General features: G+C 32.2%; 23 protein-coding genes and 1 pseudogene. 23 read left to right on the top strand and 1 reads right to left on the bottom strand.

Translation table 11 applies throughout. From position 1 onward, the window contains the following. The 21 genes from Q0U74_RS06225 to Q0U74_RS06125 form a co-directional block, all read left to right on the top strand. Window positions 1-594, top strand: a 594-nt coding sequence (locus Q0U74_RS06225; protein ID WP_297393370.1) for a pseudouridine-5'-phosphate glycosidase, incomplete at its 5' end; no start/stop codon positions are given. Beyond that, window positions 575-1,078 (top strand): acyl-CoA thioesterase, encoded by a 504-nt coding sequence (locus tag Q0U74_RS06220; RefSeq protein WP_297393368.1) that lies wholly within the window; start codon window positions 575-577, stop codon window positions 1,076-1,078. The genes Q0U74_RS06225 and Q0U74_RS06220, both read left to right, overlap by 20 nt. Window positions 1,079-1,229: 151 nt before the next feature. Next, a complete protein-coding gene (locus tag Q0U74_RS06215; RefSeq protein ID WP_297393366.1) occupies window positions 1,230-1,511 on the top strand; it encodes a DUF503 domain-containing protein in 282 nt (93 codons plus the stop codon). A gap of 8 nt (window positions 1,512-1,519) precedes the next feature. Further along, window positions 1,520-2,158 carry an endonuclease III gene (nth, locus tag Q0U74_RS06210; RefSeq protein WP_297393364.1) on the top strand — a complete coding sequence of 213 codons (639 nt, stop codon included), beginning with the start codon at window positions 1,520-1,522 and terminating at the stop codon, window positions 2,156-2,158. 4 nt (window positions 2,159-2,162) lie between these two features. Beyond that, the gene (locus Q0U74_RS06205; protein ID WP_297393362.1) at window positions 2,163-3,557 is read left to right on the top strand and encodes a VanW family protein; all 1,395 of its coding nucleotides are present in this window, start codon (window positions 2,163-2,165) and stop codon (window positions 3,555-3,557) included. Window positions 3,558-3,622: 65 nt separating this feature from the next. Continuing rightward, complete coding sequence (locus Q0U74_RS06200; RefSeq protein WP_297393360.1) at window positions 3,623-4,204, top strand: hypothetical protein; 582 nt, start codon at window positions 3,623-3,625, stop codon at window positions 4,202-4,204. Then, the gene (locus tag Q0U74_RS06195) at window positions 4,195-5,022 is read left to right on the top strand and encodes a S1 RNA-binding domain-containing protein (RefSeq protein ID WP_297393358.1); all 828 of its coding nucleotides are present in this window, start codon (window positions 4,195-4,197) and stop codon (window positions 5,020-5,022) included. Before Q0U74_RS06200 ends, Q0U74_RS06195 begins: the two co-directional genes overlap by 10 nt. Beyond that, window positions 5,009-6,289, top strand: a complete 1,281-nt coding sequence (gene rlmD, locus Q0U74_RS06190) for a 23S rRNA (uracil(1939)-C(5))-methyltransferase RlmD (protein ID WP_297393356.1) — start codon at window positions 5,009-5,011, stop codon at window positions 6,287-6,289. The genes Q0U74_RS06195 and rlmD overlap by 14 nt, the downstream gene beginning before the upstream one ends. 281 nt (window positions 6,290-6,570) lie before the next feature. Beyond that, on the top strand, window positions 6,571-8,145 hold the full coding sequence (locus Q0U74_RS06185) for an ATP-dependent endonuclease (protein ID WP_297393354.1): 1,575 nt from the start codon (window positions 6,571-6,573) through the stop codon (window positions 8,143-8,145). Window positions 8,146-8,399: 254 nt separating this feature from the next. Beyond that, window positions 8,400-10,001: a ribosomal protection-like ABC-F family protein gene (gene abc-f / locus Q0U74_RS06180; protein ID WP_297393352.1), complete on the top strand. Its 1,602-nt coding sequence runs from the start codon at window positions 8,400-8,402 to the stop codon at window positions 9,999-10,001. A gap of 838 nt (window positions 10,002-10,839) precedes the next feature. Next, complete coding sequence (locus Q0U74_RS06175; protein WP_019124343.1) at window positions 10,840-11,151, top strand: metalloregulator ArsR/SmtB family transcription factor; 312 nt, start codon at window positions 10,840-10,842, stop codon at window positions 11,149-11,151. 93 nt (window positions 11,152-11,244) lie between these two features. Beyond that, the gene (gene arsB, locus Q0U74_RS06170; protein ID WP_297393350.1) at window positions 11,245-12,318 is read left to right on the top strand and encodes an ACR3 family arsenite efflux transporter; all 1,074 of its coding nucleotides are present in this window, start codon (window positions 11,245-11,247) and stop codon (window positions 12,316-12,318) included. Between the two features lie 2 nt (window positions 12,319-12,320). After that, complete coding sequence (locus Q0U74_RS06165) at window positions 12,321-13,316, top strand: permease (RefSeq protein ID WP_297393349.1); 996 nt, start codon at window positions 12,321-12,323, stop codon at window positions 13,314-13,316. 86 nt (window positions 13,317-13,402) lie between these two features. Further along, complete coding sequence (locus tag Q0U74_RS06160) at window positions 13,403-13,804, top strand: thioredoxin family protein (protein ID WP_297393348.1); 402 nt, start codon at window positions 13,403-13,405, stop codon at window positions 13,802-13,804. Window position 13,805: 1 nt separating this feature from the next. Next, entirely contained in the window at window positions 13,806-14,234 is a 429-nt protein-coding gene (locus Q0U74_RS06155) for an arsenate reductase ArsC (RefSeq protein ID WP_297393347.1), read from the top strand. A gap of 493 nt (window positions 14,235-14,727) precedes the next feature. Then, the gene (locus Q0U74_RS06150) at window positions 14,728-15,435 is read left to right on the top strand and encodes a transglutaminase domain-containing protein (RefSeq protein ID WP_297393346.1); all 708 of its coding nucleotides are present in this window, start codon (window positions 14,728-14,730) and stop codon (window positions 15,433-15,435) included. Window positions 15,436-16,023: 588 nt separating this feature from the next. Next, window positions 16,024-16,680: an SIMPL domain-containing protein gene (locus Q0U74_RS06145; protein WP_297393345.1), complete on the top strand. Its 657-nt coding sequence runs from the start codon at window positions 16,024-16,026 to the stop codon at window positions 16,678-16,680. 238 nt (window positions 16,681-16,918) lie between these two features. Continuing rightward, window positions 16,919-17,593 (top strand): DNA alkylation repair protein, encoded by a 675-nt coding sequence (locus Q0U74_RS06140; RefSeq protein WP_367178322.1) that lies wholly within the window; start codon window positions 16,919-16,921, stop codon window positions 17,591-17,593. A 371-nt stretch (window positions 17,594-17,964) separates the two neighbouring features. Beyond that, window positions 17,965-18,573 (top strand): class I SAM-dependent methyltransferase, encoded by a 609-nt coding sequence (locus tag Q0U74_RS06135; protein ID WP_297393343.1) that lies wholly within the window; start codon window positions 17,965-17,967, stop codon window positions 18,571-18,573. Between the two features lie 26 nt (window positions 18,574-18,599). Beyond that, on the top strand, window positions 18,600-19,226 hold the full coding sequence (locus Q0U74_RS06130; protein WP_297393342.1) for an L-2-amino-thiazoline-4-carboxylic acid hydrolase: 627 nt from the start codon (window positions 18,600-18,602) through the stop codon (window positions 19,224-19,226). Then, the gene (locus Q0U74_RS06125) at window positions 19,223-19,720 is read left to right on the top strand and encodes an isoprenylcysteine carboxylmethyltransferase family protein (RefSeq protein ID WP_297393341.1); all 498 of its coding nucleotides are present in this window, start codon (window positions 19,223-19,225) and stop codon (window positions 19,718-19,720) included. The genes Q0U74_RS06130 and Q0U74_RS06125 overlap by 4 nt, the downstream gene beginning before the upstream one ends. 141 nt (window positions 19,721-19,861) lie before the next feature. On the opposite strand, the gene Q0U74_RS06120 is transcribed toward Q0U74_RS06125, so the two are convergent. Further along, window positions 19,862-20,332, bottom strand: coding sequence for a hypothetical protein (locus Q0U74_RS06120; RefSeq protein ID WP_297393340.1), 471 nt, complete (start codon window positions 20,330-20,332; stop codon window positions 19,862-19,864). Between the two features lie 367 nt (window positions 20,333-20,699). On the opposite strand from Q0U74_RS06120, the gene Q0U74_RS06115 reads away from it, so the two are divergent. Both Q0U74_RS06115 and Q0U74_RS06110 read left to right on the top strand, forming a co-directional pair. Beyond that, on the top strand, window positions 20,700-21,476 hold the full coding sequence (locus tag Q0U74_RS06115) for an S-layer homology domain-containing protein (RefSeq protein WP_297393338.1): 777 nt from the start codon (window positions 20,700-20,702) through the stop codon (window positions 21,474-21,476). A gap of 118 nt (window positions 21,477-21,594) precedes the next feature. Beyond that, window positions 21,595-22,372 (top strand): annotated as a pseudogene (locus Q0U74_RS06110) (hypothetical protein); the annotation flags it as partial.

Here is a 22,372-nt window from a genome sequence, read left to right as displayed (position 1 = left end):
ACAGTTGCATCAACAATTATTGCATCAAGACTTGCCGGAATAAAGATCTTCGTAACTGGAGGACTCGGTGGCGTTCACAGACATGCTGAAGTAACTTTTGACATATCAAGAGACCTTGAAGAATTAGCAGCAAATGACATTATGATTGTTTGTGCAGGTTGCAAGTCAATTCTTGACATTGGACTTACTCTTGAATATCTTGAAACTAAGGGTGTGCCAGTATTTGGCTATCAAACAGATTATATGCCAGCCTTCTTTACAAGAAAAAGCGAATTTAAGGTTGACTACAATATAAAAAATCCAAAGGAAGCAGCAGAAGCAGCAAAGGCTCAATGGGAATTAGGACTTCAAGGTGGAATCCTTCTTACAAATCCAATTCCTGAAAGTGATTCAATGGATGAAGAAAAGATTAATACTGCAATAGAAAAAGCTTTAGTTGAAGCAGAAGAAAAGGGAATTCACGGCAAAGAAACAACTCCTTTCTTACTTTCAAAAGTTCTTGAAGTTACTGAAGGTAAATCTCTTGAAGCAAATATTGCCCTTGTAAAAAATAATGCGAGATTAGGTGCTGAAGTTGCAAAATACCTATACTAAGACAAAAAAAGTTTCTGAGTCAAAGGTCATCTTCACTTATGGAGTAATGCCAACAGATTTAAACACTGGTGGTACCATGTATGGACCAAGGCTCTTTGAAATTGCTGACCACAGTTCAGGAACTTGCGCCATAAGACACACTAGGGGAAGAGTTGCAACAATTTCTTGCGACAATTTGACTTTTTTAAAGCCAATAAATCAAGGAGACTTTTTAACTGCAACCACATTTATTTCTGGAGTGGGCAATTCTTCTGTTGAAGTTTTTACCAAGTTTACCAAAGAAGCGCCCATGACAGGTGAAACAGAAGTAGCCGCCTTTTGTTTTTTGACTTTTAAGTGCAAGGGGACTGAGCCAGGAAAAATTCCTGAGATAATTGGAGAGACTCTTGAAGAGAAAAAAATAATTGAAGGATATGTTAGTAGAAAAGAGATAAATAAAATAAGACAAATAAATAATAAAGATCTAAGAGAAATTTTAAAATAAAGACAATTTAAACTTTAAAAAATTTATTTAAGAGGTGCACCCTTTGAGGTGCATTTTTTGTGTTTTACATGGATTTTTATAAAATATTTGAACTTTAATAATTTTATAAGGAAGGCTACATTATAAGGTTTCTTATGTTATAATTTTAAATATGATAATAGGAATATGCACTTGCGAAATATTTATTTATGATGCAAACTCTCTTAAGTCAAAGAGGTCTATTGTAAAAAGTATTATCGAGAAGTCAAAAAATAGATTTAATATATCAATTGCTGAAGTTGGAGAAAATGACAAGTGGCAAAGGAGCCTTATTGGCTTTACCACAGTTTCCAATGAGAAAAAAGTTGTAGATGAAACTATAGAAAGAGTAATACAATTTTTTAACACATACAGCGAAATTGAAATTATGAATATAGAAAAAGAAATTTTATAGAGGAGAATATGAAGGATATTTTAACTCATGAAGAGGCAGATTTATGCCTCGATATACTAGAGGAAACTTACCCAGATGCCCACTGTGAACTTGAGCACAACAGTCCCTTCGAGCTTTTAGTGGCAACAATTTTATCTGCACAATGTACTGATGTGAGAGTAAACAAAGTTACTTCTGAGATCTTTAAAAAATATAAGAGACCAGAAGACTTTGCCCATATGGATATAAAAAAATTAGAGGGACTAATTAAGGAATGTGGACTTTTTAGAAATAAGGCAAAAAATATTAAGGCAAGCTCTAGTGTAATCTTGGAAGATTATAATGGTGAAGTTCCAAATACAATTTCTGAATTATTAAAGCTTCCTGGAGTTGGCAAAAAGACAGCCAATGTAGTGGCGTCTACTGCCTTTGGAGTGCCTGCCATTGCAGTTGACACCCATGTTTTTAGGGTGAGCAATAGAATTGGTTTCGTCCACGAAAAAAATGTATTAGATACAGAAAGGGCACTTCAAAATAAAATCGACAAGAGCAGGTGGACAAAGGCTCATCATTTATTTATTTTTCACGGCAGAAGATGCTGCACTGCAAGAAATCCAAGATGCGAGAGCTGCACTATAAGTAAAATTTGCAGATATTACGAGGTTTAATTTTATGGAAAATTTAGGCAACAAAATTTTAAATGTTAATAAAAAAATTTTAATAACTCTTTCACTTATTTTGATGCTGATTTTTATTTCTGTAATGTATTTTACTGAAGAATACACCAATCCATATATGCATAGAGGCGTAAGGATCGAAGATATTGATGTTTCAAGTTTATCAAAGGAAGATGCATTAAAGGAAGTTAAGGCTATTACAGACGAAATGATAAAAAATAAAGTAGTTAACTTTACTTATGAAGACATTACTGTGCCAGTGCCCTTAAGGGACTTTGGCTACAAGTTAAACTTGGAAGATGCTGTAAATAAAGCCTATTCTTATGGTAGGTCTGACAATTTATTTTACAATTACATAGACATAATCAAGGGATATATTTTTAAAAAGAATTTTATAGCAAAGGCCGATATAAATAATTCTAAGAGGGAAGAAGTAATTTTAAATGTTGGCAGAAAAATTTATAAAAGGCCCCTAGATGCTCAACCTCTTATAAATGCTGATGGCAGTGTAACCATAAAAGATTCGGAAATTGGAAGATATATGGATATGAATGAGGCGAAGGAATTAATTAATTTAGATATTTTGCATGAGGAAAAAATCGAACTTCCAGTTTATAAGACTGAGCCAAAAATTTATTCTAATTATTATGAAGGAATCGACAAAAAATTAGCAGACTTTGAGACAGATTATTCATCTTCTGTAAAAAACCGTAAGGAAAACATAAGGCTTGCTGCATCAAAGTTTAACAATATGAAATTAAATCCAGGCGATGAAATTTCCTTTAATGATGTTGTGGGAGAAATTTCAGAAAAAACTGGCTTTAAAAATGCAACAGTAATAGTTGGTGGAGAATATGAAAATGGAATTGGCGGAGGAATTTGTCAAGTTTCAACAACTCTTTACAACTCTCTAGTTTTATCTGATTTAGAAATTACAGAAAGGCACAATCACTCAAGACCTATTCATTATGTGGACCTTGGCACAGATGCTGCGGTTGCCAGAGGTTATAAGGATTTGAAATTTAAAAACAATACTAATAATCCAATTTTAATTTTAGCTGAAGCAAATGGAGAAAAATTAAACTTCAAAGTTTTGGGTTATGGAAGCGACAGAGATTATGAAATAAAAATTGTGCCAGAACTTCTAGGCACAGTTAGTCCAGGTGTTAACACAATTTATTCAGACGCTTTGCCTGAAGGAGAATCAACTGTTAGAGAAAGTGGAGCAAGGGGTTACTCCTACAAAACTTATAAGGAAATAATAAAAAATGGCGAAGTGGTAGACAAAAAAGAAATTTCAAAATCCTATTACCTTCCCAAGGACAAAGTTATTGTAGTGGGAACAGGAACTGAAAATACAAAAGATAATGACGATAAAGACGAGGATTAATAAGGGCTTAGGCTCTTATTTTTTTGCTAATATAAAAAAGCAGGCTCTTGTGATAAAATAGAGACATGAAGTTATTTAAGAGATTCAAAAAGAAAAAATCAATTTATAAAATTCTTTGGGAAAATAATTTTGATTTAGAAAAATTAAAGGAAATAAAAGATTTTAATTTATCCAATGGAAGCTACGAACTTTCTCTTGCAAAGGGCGAAAGGCTAATAAATCATATTAAGACAAGAGAGATAAATAAGGCCGTTGATGATTATTATTTGAGAGATAGCCAAGCCATAGATGAATTTGAAGATTTTTTTAAAGACCACAGGGCAGTGGAAGCAGAGAGAAATTTTTTGACCTTTTTGCTACAAAAAATTGAATTTGACGAAGCAAAATTAGTTGGGCTTTCAATTTTACTTATGCGGGATTCACAAGTTGAGGAGTGTGTAAAATTTGGAATGCTCCTTACAAAGTACTACAATCTTCAAGAAGTTAGAAGGGCTTACGAAATATTTTTGAATTTATTAAAGCATCCTGCCTTTATTTATTACGGCATAGATGTTTTGAAAAATATAGATTATGGGATAATAGACGATTTATACGAAAAGACTACAGAAATTGGAAAAGAAATAATAGAGGAGAAGGCATGGAATTAGGAAAAATACAAAAATTAAGAGTAGAATCAAAAAATGGCAAGAAAGTTTTCTTAGCAGACGATGAAAATAATAAGGTTGCTCTTGCAAAAGGCGAGGGAGAGGATTTAAAGGTTGGTGACGAAGTTGAAGCCTTTGTCTACAATATTCACGAAGAATTTGAAGCAACTTTAAAGAGACCCTATGCACAAGTTGGCGACTTAAAAAAACTAAAAATTGTTGACAAGGCAAAGGTTGGTTACTTTGTGGACAATGGAATTGGCAAGGACATTTTCTTACCCTTCAAAGAAAGTTACGGAAGGCTTACTGTAGGTGAAGAATATCTTTTGTACCTCTACCACGACAAGAGCGATAGGCTTGCCCTTACCATGAATATAAAGGACAAACTTTTAGTAAATGACAAATACAAGGTCAATGACATAGTCAAGGGAACAATTTATAGCATGGGAAGACCTGGTGCCTTTGTTGCCATTGATAACAAGTATGATGGAATGATTCCTGCCGAAGAAATCAAGGGAATTTATAAAATTGGCGACGAAGTTGAAGCCAGAGTGCAAAGAATTTTGCAAACAGGCTTTATAACTTTGACTTTAAGAGAAAAGGCTTATAAGCAAATAGATGCCGATGCTGACTTAATTTTAGAACTACTTGAAGACAATGGTGGCGTTCTTGAAATTGGCGACAAGTCAGACCCAGAAATCATAAAGGATTTGACAGGACTAAGCAAAAAAGCTTACAAGAGAGCTGTGGGACATCTTTATAAAAATAGAAGCATAAATATTTACGATACAAAAATCGAGTTGAGACATGGAAGAAAATAAATTTACAAGAGAAATAATTGACTTTGACTTCAAGGGGCTCGGCATGACAAAAGTCGACGGACTGCCAGTATTTTTAGATGGCGGAGTCATTGGAGACCAAGTAGAATTTCTAATTACCAAGAAAAAGAAAAATTTTTGCAAGGGAAAAATTATAAATACAATAAAAAAATCTAAGGACAGAGTGAAGAGCTCCTGTCCTTATTTTAAAGATTGTGGAGGTTGCGACTTTCTAAATTATTCTGATGACATGGAGTTAAAGTGGAAGGAAGATGACACAAATAAGAATTTAGAAAAGATTGCAGGTCTCGATAATAAGGTTGATGAAGTTCTTGACTCACCAGAAAAAACTCACTACAGAAATAATATGCAGTTCCAAGTGCGAGATGGCGTAATTGGACTTTATGGCAAAAATTCCAAGGACATAGTTGCCATAAAAAAATGCCTAATGCAAAGAGATAAGGCCAATGAAGTCTTACAAATAATGTGGCGATACAAAAAACTAAAGGACCTAAAGCGAATTGGCATTAGAACGAATTACAAGGGCGAGGTCCTTTTAATCCTTGTAACAAGAGATGGAGAAGTGGAAATAAAGGATGTCCTTCCTGATTTAATTGATGCTGGAGTAAAATCAATTTATTTAAATTACAATGGAGGAGATAAATTTCATTACTCCAGGGAATTTGAGAAAATTTATGGCGAGGACTTTATCGAAGAAAAATTATTGGACATAAATTATAAAATTTCACCAGAATCCTTTTTCCAAATAAATAGGTTGGCGACAGAAAAATTATATCAAAAAGCAATTGAGTACTTAGAGCCAAAGGCAGAGGATAAAATTTATGACTTATATTGTGGAGTTGGCTCAATATCCCTGTCTGTAGCCAAAAGTGGAGCTCAAGTAATAGGAATAGAAATAGTAGATAGTGCCGTAGATGACGCAAGAATAAATGCAGAAAATAATAAGATTCAGGCAAGATTTGTAAAAGGAGCGGCAGAAGAAGTCATAGAAAAACTTTGGGAAGAAGAAAAAATTTCTCCAAATAAAATAATTGTTGACCCACCTAGAAAGGGACTAGACGAAAAATTAGTAGACTTCTTAAAGGAAAACCCAGTAGAAAGACTAGTCTATATCTCCTGCAACCCAGCAACCCAAGCGCGCGACTTAAAATCCCTAAAAGAAGTATATAGGGTAGAAAAAGTAGCATTAGTAAATCTCTTCCCAAATACAGCTCACTCAGAATCAGTGGCTCTTCTTGTAAAAAAATAAAATTATATTTTACAAATAAATGTCTAAATTATAAGAAAAGAAATTTTAGAAAAAGAAAGGAAATTATTTACATGTGAATTTTTAATAAAAACTGTTCTTATAATCTAATATACATCTAATATTTAGTTAAAGATTTCAAATTTTATAGAAAGATATATTGATATATTAATTATGTACTTGCTGTATATTAAAACGAATCAAAGTTTTATATAATATTTATTGATTAGTTAGAGATTTAGAAATTAAAACTCATAAAAACTTAAGAATGTGGAGAATTAATAATGTGGATAAATAAAAATGATAAAAAAGAAAGGCCATCAATTTATATTAAGTCTATTGATTTTAAAGATGGTACAAAACTTGATTTAAATCCGAATAGTATAGTCATTTTTACAGGAGCAAATAATTGTGGGAAAAGTCAAATACTACGAGATATAGAAGCTTTAATCCAGGATAGTAATTCTGATACTATAGTTGTAAATAAACTTAATTTGGAATTTAAAGGCGATTTGGATCAAAGTTTTTTTAAGGGGAGGATAAGTATAGACGAGAAAGGTTATTATTATCTTGAAAATTCTTCACTCCCCTACAATCAACTTAAAGATAGCTGGGATAGTAAAAATTTGTATTATTTGTATAGAATGTTTGTGAGTCGTTTAGATACAGAGGAGAGATTAATATCTTCAAAGACAAAACAATTGTATGGTCAGAACCATTATGAGAAAATTAATGCCTTAAATCAATTATATAATAGTAATGAACTTGAAGATAAAATTTCCAATTTATTTTATGAAAGCTTTAATCAAGAATTAATTGTAAATAGAAGATGTGGTATTCATGTTGCTTTACATGTAGGAAAGCGTCCTAAATGGGAAGGAGGAAGGGATGGAGAATCTATATACTATAGAATGGTTAATAGTCTTCCACTGCTTGACTCTCAAGGCGATGGTATGCGTAGTTTTGCTAGTATAATTCTTGACGCATTTACCTCAGACTTTCCTATTACACTAATAGATGAACCTGAAGCGTTTTTACATCCACCGCAAGCTAGAATAATAGGTAAAATGTTTGGTGGACATGAAATAAATAATCGTCAATTATTTATTTCAACACATAGTGCTGAAGTAATTAATGGATTATTAGATGCCAATAATTCGGATACAAATGTAATACGTATAAACAGAAATAATTGCGCTAATAACATATTTTGTCTTAACAATCAAGAAATACAAGAACTATGGAGAAATCCAATACTTCGATATTCTAATATATTTGATGGTTTATTTCATAAAAAAGTAGTAGTTTGTGAAAGTGATTATGATTGTTTATTTTATAAAGCAATGCTTGATTCTATTTTGGAAAACACACATATTTCTACTCTAGATATTATGTTCACACACTGCGGTGGAAAGGCAAGGATGAAAGATGTGGTGTCAGCTCTAAGAGCTCTAAATGTTCCAGTGATAGCAATTCCAGATTTTGATATTATTGATGATAAAAGACAGCTAAATCAACTTTGTAAATCATTTGATATTAAATTTGAAGAAATTGAAACTGGATTGAATAAAATTTATGATTGTATAAATTCTAATAATGGTGAATTACGAAAATTTATTAAAAATAATGGATATTCTGTGTTAAAAGGGGAGTCTTATAGTGCTTATCTAGATATTGAAAAGATTTTTTATAAAAAAGGATTATTTATTGTGCCAGTAGGTGAGCTTGAGAGCTTTGATAAGTCTAATGAAAAAAATAAAAAAGATTGGGTTTATTCTATTTTGGAAAGAGGAAATCTTAATGAAGATAAAAAGCTAAACAGTGCTAGAGAATTTATTCAAAAAATTATAGATTTTTAGATTTGTTGTTTTGAACAATTATATATTTTTTTAAGCATCGTAAATCATTATTAAAAAGGATGGAAAAATTATAGTGTAATCTCAGCAACTATAAATTTTTGTAAGGTCTTATATATATGTGTGTAATATTATTTATTAGGATAGATACTTGTATATAATAGTTTCAGGAGGTAAAGAAAAATGATTAATTTAAATATTATTAAGAATTGAAAAGAGAGGAAAAGAAATCCTCTCACAAAAACATAGGAGGATTTATGATATATATACAAAACTTAATAAAAACTTTACCAGATAGAAAGCTATTTGAAATTGATAGTTTATCAATAAATAAAAATGAAAAGATAGCTTTAATAGGTGAGAATGGAACGGGTAAAACTACTCTTTTAAGAATAATATTAGGCTTAGATAAAGACTATACTGGTCAAGTAAGAGTGAATAGAGAACTGGGTTATTTATTAAATTATAACAGTAAAGTCAAATACTTTTCTGATGAAGTCTACTCTAAATCACAGTTAAGGGCTAATGACAACTATAGTCCAGGCGAAGAGCAAAGATTAAAGCTAACAGACCTATTATCAGATAGTTTTAAATTTCTATTAATCGACGAGCCTACATCTCACTTAGACTTAAAGCAAAAGGAAGAACTTATAGGAAAGCTAAATTCAAGAAAAGTTGGATATCTTCTAATTTCCCATGATCGCGATTTCATAAATAAAACTTGTAAAAAGATTTTAGAATTAAAGAACGGAAGAATTGAAGAATATAATGGAGACTACAAATTCTATCTTGAAGAAAGAGAGAAAAGACTTAAGTTTAAAGAAAAAGAGTATTCAAATTTTATAAAAGAAAAAAGAAGACTTGAAAATTTAGCTAGCAATATAAAAGAACAATCATCAAAAGTAAGAACCACGCCTAAAAGGATGGGAAACTCAGAAGCAAGGCTCCATAAGATGGGCGGTCAAGAAAACAAGAAAAAACTAGATAAACAAGTAAAATCTGTAGAATCCAGAATAGATCAACTAGAAGTAAAAGAAAAACCTAAAGAAGAAACAGAAATACAACTATCCATTCCAGATAATAAACAACTTCACTCAAAAATCTTGATAAGAGGAGAAAAGCTAAATAAAGAGTTTGGAAATAAGATTTTATTTGAAAAATCCAACTTTCAAATAAAAAATAATTCAAAAACAGCTCTTATAGGAGAAAATGGAAGTGGAAAAACCACCCTTGTAAATATGATTCTCAATCAAGAAAATGTATGGGTGCATCCAAATCTTAAAATAGGTTATTTTAGTCAAATGAGTGATATTTTAGAAGAAGATGCTGATATCCTAGCAAATGTATTAAATACATCTATATATGATGAAACAATGACAAGAATTGTTCTTGCGAGATTAGGATTTAAGACTAATGATGTCCACAAGATTGTAAGTATTTTAAGTGATGGAGAAAAAGCCAAGGTAAAATTGGCTAAAATATTAACTTCTGGTTTTAACTATCTTATTTTTGATGAACCGACAAACTTTTTAGATATAAATGCTATAGAAAGTTTAGAAAAACTATTGAAATCTTATGATAGACCATTTATATTTGTAAGCCATGATGAGGAGCTTATAAATAACCTAGCAGATACACTTTTAATTATAGAAGACAAAAGAATCAAAAATTTTAAAGGTAATTTATCACAATACAAAAATAGAAATAAGAAAACAACAAATGGCAAGGAGAGAAATATTTTATTACTTGACTTTAGAATATCTTCCATAAGTTCTAGACTAGCAATGGAGATACCTAAAGAGGAAAGAAAAAAACTAGAAGAAGAGTATAATAAGCTCATTGAAGAAAGAAAAAAATAGATTTTAGCGTCTACACCAGTAGGTGCTTTTTTCATAACTACTTTTAGGAGATGGCGCTATAAACATTTTAAATTTAATATTTAAGTCGAGAGACAAACCTAATGACGGGGAGAGGATATCTTCATCGTCTTTTTTATTTGGGAGGACAACGGCAGGTAGGAATGTCAACGAATTTACTGCTATGCAAATGACAGCAGTTTAATCATGTGTGAGAGTTCTTGCTGAAACCTTAGCAGGACTTCCTCTTCATTTATAAAAATAGGCTTATTAATTAAAGTAGCTAGTATGATAAAGATTAAAAAATTAATTGACCTATTTCCACATACAAGGCGTTTGGAAAATACCAAATTTTATTCATACTGACCACTCAAGCCACGTTGAAGCCCTAACACTATTGGTACGAGATTCGCGCAGAGAATCGAAGTAGCGATAGAGGTAGGTCTCATGCCAAGAATCTCCAAGAAAAGTGACTAATAAGGGAGATTTGATTAGCAAGATTCGACGGCTGAGACTGTAGTATTGATGTCAAGAAAATAAGATGATGGGTTATAAGACTTTTGAAACCAATGGCTTTTAGGATTTTAGGATAAATCTTAAAGGCCTAATTTTTTGCTTTAAATTCTACTTTATGATGATAATACTAGAAAGAGTATAGAAAAAAGTTTACAAAATAAAGTTAGGGATAATGCACAGCGATAATACACTTTTATAGATATAAATAAGTTGAGATGGTGAAAAGGGAACAATAAAAATTATTTTAAGAGATAAAGAAAAAAACACATTGACAACTTTCTATATGATTTGTATAATTTTATATGAAAAGATGAAGGAGGTTTACATGAAGAATAAATATATAGAGATATCAAAAAAATTAAAGGTTTTAAGTGATCCAAAACGATTAGAAATTATAGATATGTTATCTTGTAATGAATTTTGTGCTTGTGAGATATTAGAGAAATTCGATATAACACAACCAACACTGTCTAATGATATGAAAAGATTAGAGGATGCAAATCTAGTTATCAGCAGAAGAGAAGGAAAAAACATATATTACATTGCCAATAAGAAGATTCTGAAGGATATGCAATCCGACTTAAAGGAAATATTTGATAGCGGAGAGGAATGTATTTGTCACACTAGGACTAAGTAAATTTTTCTGCACTACACATAGAAACATTTGAATGTATCTATACTAAAAGAGCTAGAAGAACTATAGAAAAAATAAGAATAGGGGAGAAGAACTATGGAAAAAAATAAGAATAAAGGGATTAATGTATTTCAAAAATACCTAACTTTATGGGTATTATTTTGCATGATTGTAGGGGTACTTATAGGAAAATATATACCTATAATCCCATCTGCTTTAGGTAAAATGCAAATTGCAGGTATATCTGTGCCGATAGCAATATTAATTTGGATTATGATTTATCCAATGATGATGAAAGTAGATTTTCAAAGTATTAAAAAAGTTAGAGAAAATCCAAAAGGTCTATTTGTAACATGGGCTGTTAATTGGCTAATAAAACCATTTACTATGTTTGGAATAGCTTATTTGTTTTTCTTTATTATATTTAAAAATATCATTCCTAATGATTTGGCCAATGATTATTTAGCTGGAGCTGTTTTGCTCGGGGCTGCGCCATGTACTGCTATGGTTTTTGTGTGGTCGACTCTTACAAAGGGTGACCCTGCTTACACTGTGGTTCAAGTAGCCACAAATGATTTAATTATTTTAATTGCTTTTGTACCTATAGTGAAGTTTTTATTAGGTGTATCTAATGTTGTAGTACCATATAGCACATTATTTACTAGTGTGTTTTTATTTGTTGCTATTCCATTATTAGGAGGTGTCATCACAAGGAAAACAGTAATTGATAAAAGAGGAAAGGATTATTTTGAAAAACAATTTTTAATTAAATTTGATGGAATGACAACAGTTGGACTACTATTGACCCTAATAATTATATTTTCTTCACAAGCAAATGTAATTTTAGAAAACCCATTTCATATTTTATTGATAGCTATTCCACTTACCCTTCAAACATTCCTAATTTTTACTATAGCGTATACGTTGAGCAAAAAAGTAGGTTTACCTTTTAAAATAGCTGCACCAGCAGGCATGATTGGAGCTTCAAATTTCTTTGAATTATCTGTAGCTGTTGCAATAGCAATATTTGGGATAGATTCACCAGTTGCATTAGCTTGTACTGTAGGTGTTCTTACTGAAGTACCAGTTATGTTATTCTTAGTAAATATTGCTAATAATACAAAGCACTGGTTTTTAGAAAATAAGGAATCTAAAGTTTACGGAGGTTAGAGATGTGGAGTTTTATTCAAGATCAAATTTTAGGAATGAAATGGCTCAATGTATTGATAGGAGAAGTATTAACAAATCTTGGCCTTGATATGACTTCAAAACTTGGAGGAAGCTTACAATTTTTCATCTATGATGTTATAAAGATTACAATCTTACTTTGCGTGTTAATTTTTATAATTTCTTATATACAAAGCTATTTTCCACCTGAAAGAAGTAAAAAAATTCTGGGACGTTTTGATGGATTAGGGGCAAACATTATATCTGCTTTACTAGGGACAGTAACACCTTTTTGTTCATGCTCTTCAATCCCTATATTCATGGGCTTTACAAGTGCTGGGTTGCCTATTGGAGTGAGTTTTTCATTTTTAATATCATCTCCAATGGTTGATTTGGGTAGTCTTATTTTACTTATGAGCATCTTTGGAGCCAAAATAGCTCTAGCATATGTAATCTTCGGGCTAATTATTGCTGTAATCGGTGGTAGCCTCATCGAAAAAATGCATATGGAAAGATATGTAGAAGATTTTATAAAAAATGCAAGTCAAGTTGATATTAGCTCTCCAAGCTTAACATTAAAAGACAGGGTTGATTTTTCTAAAACTCAAGTTAGTGACACTTTTAAAAAAGTTTTCCCTTATATTTTAGTAGGTGTGGGCATAGGGGCATTGATACACAATTGGATTCCTCAAACTTGGGTAGAAAATATCTTAGGCAGCAAGAATCCACTTGGAGTGGTTTTGGCAACTATTGTCGGAGTACCAATGTATGCTGATATTTTTGGAAGTATACCAATAGCAGAAGCTCTATTGTCAAAAGGCGCTCAAATAGGAACTGTCTTATCTTTTATGATGGCAGTAACAACGCTAAGCCTACCATCACTGATTATGTTAAAAAAAGCAGTTAAACCAAAGCTTTTATTTCTATTCATAGGAATTTGTACTTTTGGGATAATTGCTGTAGGATACTTATTTAACATTTTTAGCCCTATTTTAATTTAATGGGCAACTTAAAATGAAAGTATTAAGTAGAAAGTAAAAAATATATGCTCTTGTGAAAACAATCGTGTGGATTAAGGAGGAAAAAAATGAGATTATTTGGTAAGAAAGAAAAAAGAGATAAAGATTGTACTTGCGGAGGTAATTGCCAACCTGTTAATAATAAGGAAGTTAAAGAAACAAGTTGTTGTGATGTAAATTACCCGTCAGAGAATTTAGAAAAAGCAGAAGAAAAGAAAAAAGAGAAGGGGATAAAGATACTAGGTTCTGGCTGCTCGAAATGTCTTGCTTTAGAAAAATCAGCCAGGGAAGCACTTGGTGAACTTAATGTTGAAGAAGATATAGACCACATTACAGACTTTTCTCAAATCGCAAGTTATGGAGTTATGTCTACTCCGGCATTAGTTATAAACGGCAAAGTTGTATCCTATGGTAAAGTTTTAAACAAGGATGAAGTAAAAGATTTATTAGAACAAAATGGTGTAAATTAAAATGAAAAAACCAAAAGTTGCATTTATATGTGTGCATAATAGCTGTAGGAGCCAAATTGCAGAAGCCCTAGGGAAAAAATATGCTTCAGATGTGTTTGACTCCTATTCAGCTGGAACACAAATAAAAAACCAAATAAATCAAGATGCTGTCAGATTAATGAAAGATATATACAATATTGATATGGAGAAAACTCAATATTCAAAGCTGATTTCTGACCTGCCAGATATTGATATATCCATTACTATGGGATGTGATGTAGTCTGTCCAATTGTAGAAAATCAATATACAGAGGACTGGAATTTAGAAGATCCAACAGGTCAAGATGATGAGTTTTTTAGGAAAATTATATCTAAAATAGAAAAAAATATTAAGGACTTAAGCCTTAGAATTAAGAAAAATGAAATTAGTTTGAATGGAAATAGAAGTTGATTTTTGAATAAAGCAATAATTATTTTTTAATAGCTATAATGCCTATCTGCTAGAGAGTTATAATTAAGCAATTAGTGGACATATTCCCACATAACGGCTTTTGAAAATTTCTTTAGTTTTATAAGTAACGACCATTCACGCCATGTTCAAGCCATAACCCTATTGGTACGAGATTCGCACAGAGAATCGAAGTAGCGATATAGGTGGGGCTCATGCCAAGACTTTCCAAGAAAAGCTTCTAATAAGGGAGCTTTGATTGGCAAGATTCGACGGCTGAGGCTATAGCCATATTATCTAAACTAAATCCATGGGACCACTTAGATTTAGAATTAGGTGACGATAAATGACGAGAAATAGAATTTAAGAAAAAAGCAATAGAAGATGCATTTAAGTATTTTGGAATGGTGTAAGAATTACCTACATTTAAAGATTCTAAAAGAATCTTATATCTTATATCAGCTAAGAAGATTAATATAGAAAAAGGGAAAATACAATGGTAAAATGTAAGATTTTAACAAGTAAAGAAGAACTCGGGTCGGTTGTCAAAAAAGTTTTCTATGAAGCTAAAGATAAGGAAGCTTATAAGCCCATAACTATAAAAATTAATGAAGAATTAAAAAACTTTTTAGAACAAACTAAGGGTAGACATGGAATAGATAAAGAGTTTATAATCCCAGGTAGTTCAACCTTAAATAATCTTTTAGTTGTTCGTGTAGAGGATATAAGACCTGAAGACGACTATTATGAATGTGACTTATTGGTCCAATTTTTTGCAGAAAAAGAAGATTTTAAAGAATTAATGGAGCTGGAAGAAAAGATAAAGGGGAAGCTAGATAAAGGCTTAACAGATTTAGAAAAGGCTGAATTTCTAAACACCTACATTACCGAGAATATTAGCTATGATAAAGATCACAGATCCAGGTCTGCTCTTGCTGCTGCTATAAGTCACAAGGGAACCTGCGTTGCTTTTTCTCAACTTTTCCAGATCTTAGGAGAGGCAGTAGGCTTAAAGGTTGGATTCATCAGTAGTAATGTCATGAAACATCGTTGGAACTATGTAATCATAGGTGATGAGACTTATTATATTGACACCACTTTTAATGCAACAAATAATAAGTCAAAAAAACTTTTCTTCCAAACAACTCCGATTCATTTAGAAAGAGGAGCCGATCAAAAAATAGCTGTGCCAATTATAGACTAATATAATTCTAAGAAAAACTGTTTCAAAATAATCAAAAATAGAATATGAAATCTTCACTTTTGGAAATCCTAAGCTTACATTTTAGATCCATAAAGAGCTCATGAAGGAGATAGTTGTTGAAAAAACTACAGGTATTTTTGATTTAACTATCAAGGAAAGTGAAGATGTAATAGAAGCTGTTTACAGGAACTTTTGAGAAGGACGGTGTTATAATGTTAGCGGATGAAGTGATGGATAAATAAAACATTCTAGATGGGAAGAGTTTGGTTAACAAGGAAACCTATTCACAAATTATTTGGTTGAATCAAGTCCATAGTGGGCAAGGGTTAATAGTATCACGAAATGGAAAAGATTATGGCTCTGCCAAGGAAAAATAGAAAGAAGAAGATAATTATTTTATTAATCCTCCCTTTGTTAATTTTAAATCCATTTGACTCATGGGAAGGAGTTGTCTCTTCCTATAAAGCGGTACTATATTTTTATGCGACTTATGGCAGGGTAGACAGAGATGAATCGCATTATACTGTCAGTGGATTCTTGTTATTTCCACTCAACTTTTTGAATTAAATATAAAATTTAGGAGGAACTATGAGAACTATTAGAGTAACGGGAAGTGGAAGTGTGTCTGTGAAGCCGGACACAACTAGCCTAAGAATAATTTTTGAAGGAGTTTACAAAGACTACGAAGAAACTGTGAGACAGTCTGCGGAGAAGACCAAGATTTTAAGAGAAGCCATAGAAAAGTCTGGACTCTCTGGCGAAGCTCTAAAGACCAAAGATTTTTCGATCCAATCAGAATACGAAAGCTACAGAGATTACAATGGCGATTATAAAAAAAGATTTCTTGGCTACAAATTCTACCATAGGACACAGATCCAATTTCCAAAGGATAATAAAATGCTGGGTCGTGTCCTCTACGAACTGTCCCTATGTTCTGTTAAGGTTGAATTTTCAATTGACTACACTGTAAAGGATAAAGACGCAGTGAAAAAAGAAGTCATTAAACGTGCGGTAGAAAATTCCAGAGAAAAGGCAGAGATTATGGCAATAGCTGCAGGAGTTAGTTTAGGAGAAGTGCAATCCATAGATTATTCTTGGGGAGAAATAGATATAAGAACATCTCCAGTTGATAAGTTTGAAGTGAGAAAATCATATGCCTTGGAACCATCCTATGACATTGATATAGAACCAGATGACATAGACTTAGCAGATACAGTGACAATGGTATGGGAAATAAAACAGTAGGTGAATAAGCTTCGCTTAAAGATTTAAAATAGCAAAACTTTTTAATAAACTAAAGAAATTATAAGAGTTATGAAATCTACAAGTTGATGTTAAAATAAAGCTCTCGTGTCATGCTTATCTAAAGAAATGCCAATGGGTAGGAAGCATATACTGGTGAAAGCTAAGGCGGAGTGTGTGGTATCGATGTCAAAGATCAATTGTAGAACGGCAAATTAGAATTGTATGGAGAGTGAAAGAAGTGAATATCAAAGAAGAATTATTGGCATTGCAGGATATTTCATACGCTGATTTTCAGGCGAAATTGACACCAAATATTCCAAGACACCTTTTTATAGGAGTAAGAGTTCCTGAGCTCAGAAAGCTTGCTAAAAAAGTTATTGAGGAGCCAGAAACATCTAAATTTCTAAAGGATCTGCCTCATAAATACTATGATGAAAATATGCTTCACGGACTCATCATCTCTGAAATTAAAAACTATGATGCCTGCATTGTGGCAGTTGATGAATTTCTGCCCTATGTAGATAATTGGGCTGTTTGCGATATTATGTCTCCAAAGATTTTCAAGAAGAATAAAGAAGCACTTTTGGAAAAAATTAAAGAATGGTCCGCATCTGAAAAGACCTATACTTGCCGCTTTGGAATTGAGATGTTAATGTCTCACTTCCTTGATGATGATTTTAAGCCTGAGTATTTGGAGATACCTCTTTCTGTTAAAAGTGAAGACTATTATGTTCAAATGATGATTGCCTGGTTTTTTGCAACTGCTTTGGCAAAAGAGTGGGATGCGACTATAAAATATATTGAAGATCAGCGCTTAGATAGGTGGACTCACAATAAGACAATACAGAAGGCGCGTGAAAGTAGGCGCATTACACCGAAAGAAAAAGAATATTTAAAGTCGCTTAAAGTATGACGGATTTCAACTGATAGTGAACTTTGACTTGAACATCTTAAGACATATTTATGTATTTTTCACTAGGCAAGGTATTTTGAAATAAATGACATTATTTTTAAAAAATATAAAATTTATCCATACTGACAATTCAAGTTGCATGAAGAATTTAGCATTGATGAAAAAATATAATAAAAGTTAAAAAGCGTAACAATTAATGGCTTTTAGGATTTTAAAAAATCTTAGAAGCCATTATTTTTGTGCAAAATAATTTGTGAAGAAATTTAAACATTAAATTTTTTAAATATATTCCTCTCTAGTAAAAATTTTAAATCTAATAGAAGCTAAGGTGATATAATACAGATGATAATTAGTATCAAGGAGAGGAGTAAATGTTTAAGAGTTTTTTTGAGAATTTTAGAAAGCCAAAAGACAATTTTGGAGGCAGATTTATGTTAAAAAGCATGAATAAAGGACATGAAAAACTAGCCAAGTGGGGAAGGTCTTACATAAATATTGATAATAATCATACTATCCTAGATTTGGGCTGCGGTGGTGGTAGGAACATAGAATATTTTTTAACTAAAGCTGATAAAGTTTATGGTCTTGATCACTCAGAGACAAGTGTAAAAATGGCAAGTAAAATAAATAAAAAAGCCATAAAGACTGGAAGATGTCAAATATTGGTGGGAGATGTAAAGAGCCTTCCCTTTGAAGACGAATCCATAGATATTGTCACAGCTTTTGAAACTATTTACTTTTGGAATGACATAGAAAAATGTTTTAAAGAAATTTATCGCGTCTTAAAAAAAGAGGGACAGTTTTTAATATGCAATGAAGTGTCGTCAAAGGAAAGAAGAGATGTAAAAAAAATATTGAATATTATAAATTTTGAAGTTTACAAAGCTGAGGACTTGACAAAAATGCTAAGAGAATTGGGATTTACATGCCAATATCATTTAGACCAAAAAAAACAAATGGTAGTTATTGCTAAAAAATAAGATAAAAAAAAGGCAAGGCATAAAATATGAAAAATCACAGTTTTTATTTCAATTTATTTAAGCATCCTATGAAAAAAGTTTTGCTGGAAAATTATGGACAGGACTATGTAAGAGAAATAATGAAAAAAAGCAAAATAACTTATGGAAAATTAATAGAAGAAGCAGATGATATTGGCGATGACAATCCCATGGCATACAATGAGATCTTCGCCCTTGCCTTTGTCGCTCCATACATAGCAAGCGAAAAGAAGATTCCGCCAGAGACCATTCAGGAAATGATGCGTCGCTCTCTTTATTCTGTAAAATGGTATTTTTCCTTGGTTAATCTCAATACTAAGATGGGGAAAAAAGCCAATAAGAAAAATATTATTAAGTATTACAATTGGTACACCCCAGAAAAGGAAAAGCTCTATCCAACTTCTTTTAAAGTCGACTTCGAAGGTCAGCCCTATGAGGGTGCGTGTTATTATAGAATTACTCGTTGCCCAATATGTACCTACACCAAGAAACTTGGCGCCTTTGAACTGATGCCCCTTTTTTGTGATCTTGACCATGTGATGATAAGTCTTCAACATGGAGTACTTCACAGAAAAGGTACAATAGCAAAGGGAGCAGATTGTTGCGATTATTTTATCACAGGTGATAGAGAATGAAATCACAAGAATTTAAAATGCCTGCTTTTGGAGTTGGACCTATTTATGTCTTTACTTGTTTAATACTTACAATAGTAGGCTTATGCCTTCATTTCAAAGGATACCTATATCAAGGAGAACTAAATAAAGGGAAAATAATTTTTATTATAAGTGGAATACTCTTAATCCTTTTCGGCATATATTTATGGCTACAAGCAGTTATAGTGGAGAAAATAAATAAAAAAGTTAAGGAGAAGAAGTTGATAACAAGTGGGGTCTACAGTTTTGTAAGGAATCCTGTTTATTCGGCCTTTATATTTATATTCACAGGCTCTTTATTACTTACAGCAAACTATTTTTTATTAATACTGCCTTTTATTTTCTGGGCCTTCTTAACAATACTAATGAAAAACACAGAAGAAAAATGGTTAAAAAATGAATTTGGAAAAGAATATGAAATATATTTAAAGGAAGTAAATAGAGTAATACCTTGGATTAGAAGAAAAAGCAAGTAATTTTAAGTAACAGCTACCTTTGTAGCTGCTATTTTTTCGCAATTTCTTAGGAAATTTTAGTAAATTTTTTAAACTTAATTTTAAGTTAAAAGGGAACAACAAGTTCTATTCTCTGCTTATTTTAAATTATTGCCTTAAAGATTAATCGTAAGGAATGATATAGGATGGATGACTGAGGATTTTTTTAAGTTCTCCCAATAGAAAAGGCAAAAATTCTGTGTAGACTTTTCCTCCGGCTGGATAAAAAAGGTCTCCTATTTTAGGGAGGGAATGAAAAGCAGCTTGTCTGAATTCAAAAATTAGACTTAACAAAATTGGGATAAGGGGCAATAAGGCCAAGGCTAAAAAGTGGACCAAATGGGATCTTGCTTTTTCTATATCCTTTTTCAAAAAGTAGAATAAAGTAGAGAAAAGCAAGTACCAAAAGAGAAGAAATCCTACTATTAGGCCTATAATTGAAAGGACAATGAAGAAAATTCGAAAAGGCCACTGATAAGCTGGACCCTGAAAAAACATAGCTAAAAGAGAGTTAAGGGGACTAATTAAAAATAGTATAATTCCTATTTTAATGAGCACATAATAGTTTATATGAAAAAATTTATTTTTATTCATAAATAGCTCCTTGGTTAATTGGAAATTAAGGTCAAGCACAAGAATTTAAGTCTTCCTAGCTTATATGCTACTCTTTTGTTTTATGAATAGCAAATAAAAAGATAATAGGCCTTTTTTGAAATAAAATAAACTGTGTAAGAAACATAAAACAGAGATCTTTGGTGAGCATTTAAAATCAAATTTTCCACAAATTAATATTAATTTTAACATCTAACTTGAAGGTGTTTTTTTATTCCTAATTTTATAAAAATTTAAAAATTTTTATAAAACATCACCCTTTTGGGTGATGTGATAAAGGTAGACTTGATATAAAATTATTATAAAAGAATAAACTTTGACTTTTAATTAATTTTAAGGAGGTAATTATATGAAATTTATGAGAAAAACTTTTGCCGGGACTTTGGCTATGATAATGATGATTTTTATTCTCTCTTCAGCGGTTTTTGCTACAGAACTTGTGGGCAATGTCCAATATCCAGAGTTTAACGACACTTACGATAACCCAGGCGACTTAATTTTTGGCGATGTCACTGATCAGGAGCTTATTGATGATCTTGGTTTCAAGGACCTCAAGTCTGAGTCTTGGTACCTTAGGTATGTTTACATAGCAAACTACGACAAGATAATGAAGGGCAAGTCTAAGACAGTCTTTGATCCCCTTGGCAAGGTGACTATGGCAGAGCTTGCTTGCATCTCTGCCAAGGTTCACTCCAAGTTAATGGTATCAAGTTCTGATATCAAGCAAGTGAAGGGCGAGGTCTGGTACATGCCTTATGTGCGCTACTGCTATGAAAATGGCATCTACGATAACGACAAAGTTGCCTCTGGCGCTATAAGTCTTGAAAAGGCTGAGGACTGGAATAGGGCAGCTAAGAGGTGCGAGGTTGCTGGCATGCTTGGTCGCTGCGACAACTTTTACAAGAAGGGCTTCATAAATCCCGATGTGCCTCTTACAGACATATCTGATGTCAAGGAAAGCACACCCTTTGCAGAAGAGATTTTGCTTTTATACAGGTCTGGAGTTGCAGTTGGGGACGTAAATATGAACTTTAGTCCAATGCAAAAAGTATCCAGAGCAGAGATGGCTGCCATGATTACAAGGCTATTGCACGACGAATTTAAGATTGGACTTCCAAAGGGTTAAGATTATATAGACTATTTTATTTACATAAAGTCATGGCGCTAGTCTATAAAATGCAGAAGCTTTCTTTCTGTACTATAATTAAGTTAAGGGATACTTATTATTTATGTGAGGGATATCTATGAAAAGAAATTTTAAAATTTTTATTATTATGATACTTGCTCTTGCCCTCCTTGCAGGATGTCAGAAGGGAGAAACTTCGGCAGAGGGGCCAAAGGAAAATACAAGTAATACAAGTGAGGCTAATGCTAATAATAAGAAAAATTCTTCTGGAGAAGATTCTAAGAAAACTTCTTCTAAGGGTAAAGAGGATTTAAAGCTGGTTAAGGGGGCAATTATTGGTTCTATGTCTTCCTATGTTGAGGACAGGGAGGTCTGGAAGGACTTTGTCGATGAAAAAGGAATAGCTTCTGCAAAGGGAGATGACTTTGGTCTTCATTTACCTAGGATACTTTTGGACTCTAAGGATGCAAATAAGGCAAACCAAGAGATAGACGAAATTGCAGAAAATTTAAGAAAGATTTACCAGTCTGGCAAAGATAAGATTGAGGGTGAAAACATTGGCATCTACTCTTCATTTTCAGTTTACCAAGATGACCATGTATTGAGTCTAATGATTCAGATTTACAATACTTGGCATGATGATCCTCCAAGCTATTTTGCATACAACTTTTCTTTGCCTGATGGAAAATTTATCGACGACTATGAACTGATGAAAAATTTTGGCGTAGAAAAGGATGAGATTTTGGATATTATTGAAGATAGCTTGAGGGAGGAGCAAGATTTGACTACTAAAAGTTACCATAATGACGCCCTTGACTATACCTTTATCTATAATCAAAGCAACTCTACTGGCTTGATTCTCAAGGAACTGTGGGACAATTTCAAAACAAATGAAA

It is taken from the genome of uncultured Peptoniphilus sp. (assembly GCF_946998875.1).
Classification (GTDB): domain Bacteria; phylum Bacillota; class Clostridia; order Tissierellales; family Peptoniphilaceae; genus Peptoniphilus_A.
Note: the sequence above shows the minus strand (reverse complement) of the source record. Positions and strands in the feature narration are given on the sequence as shown.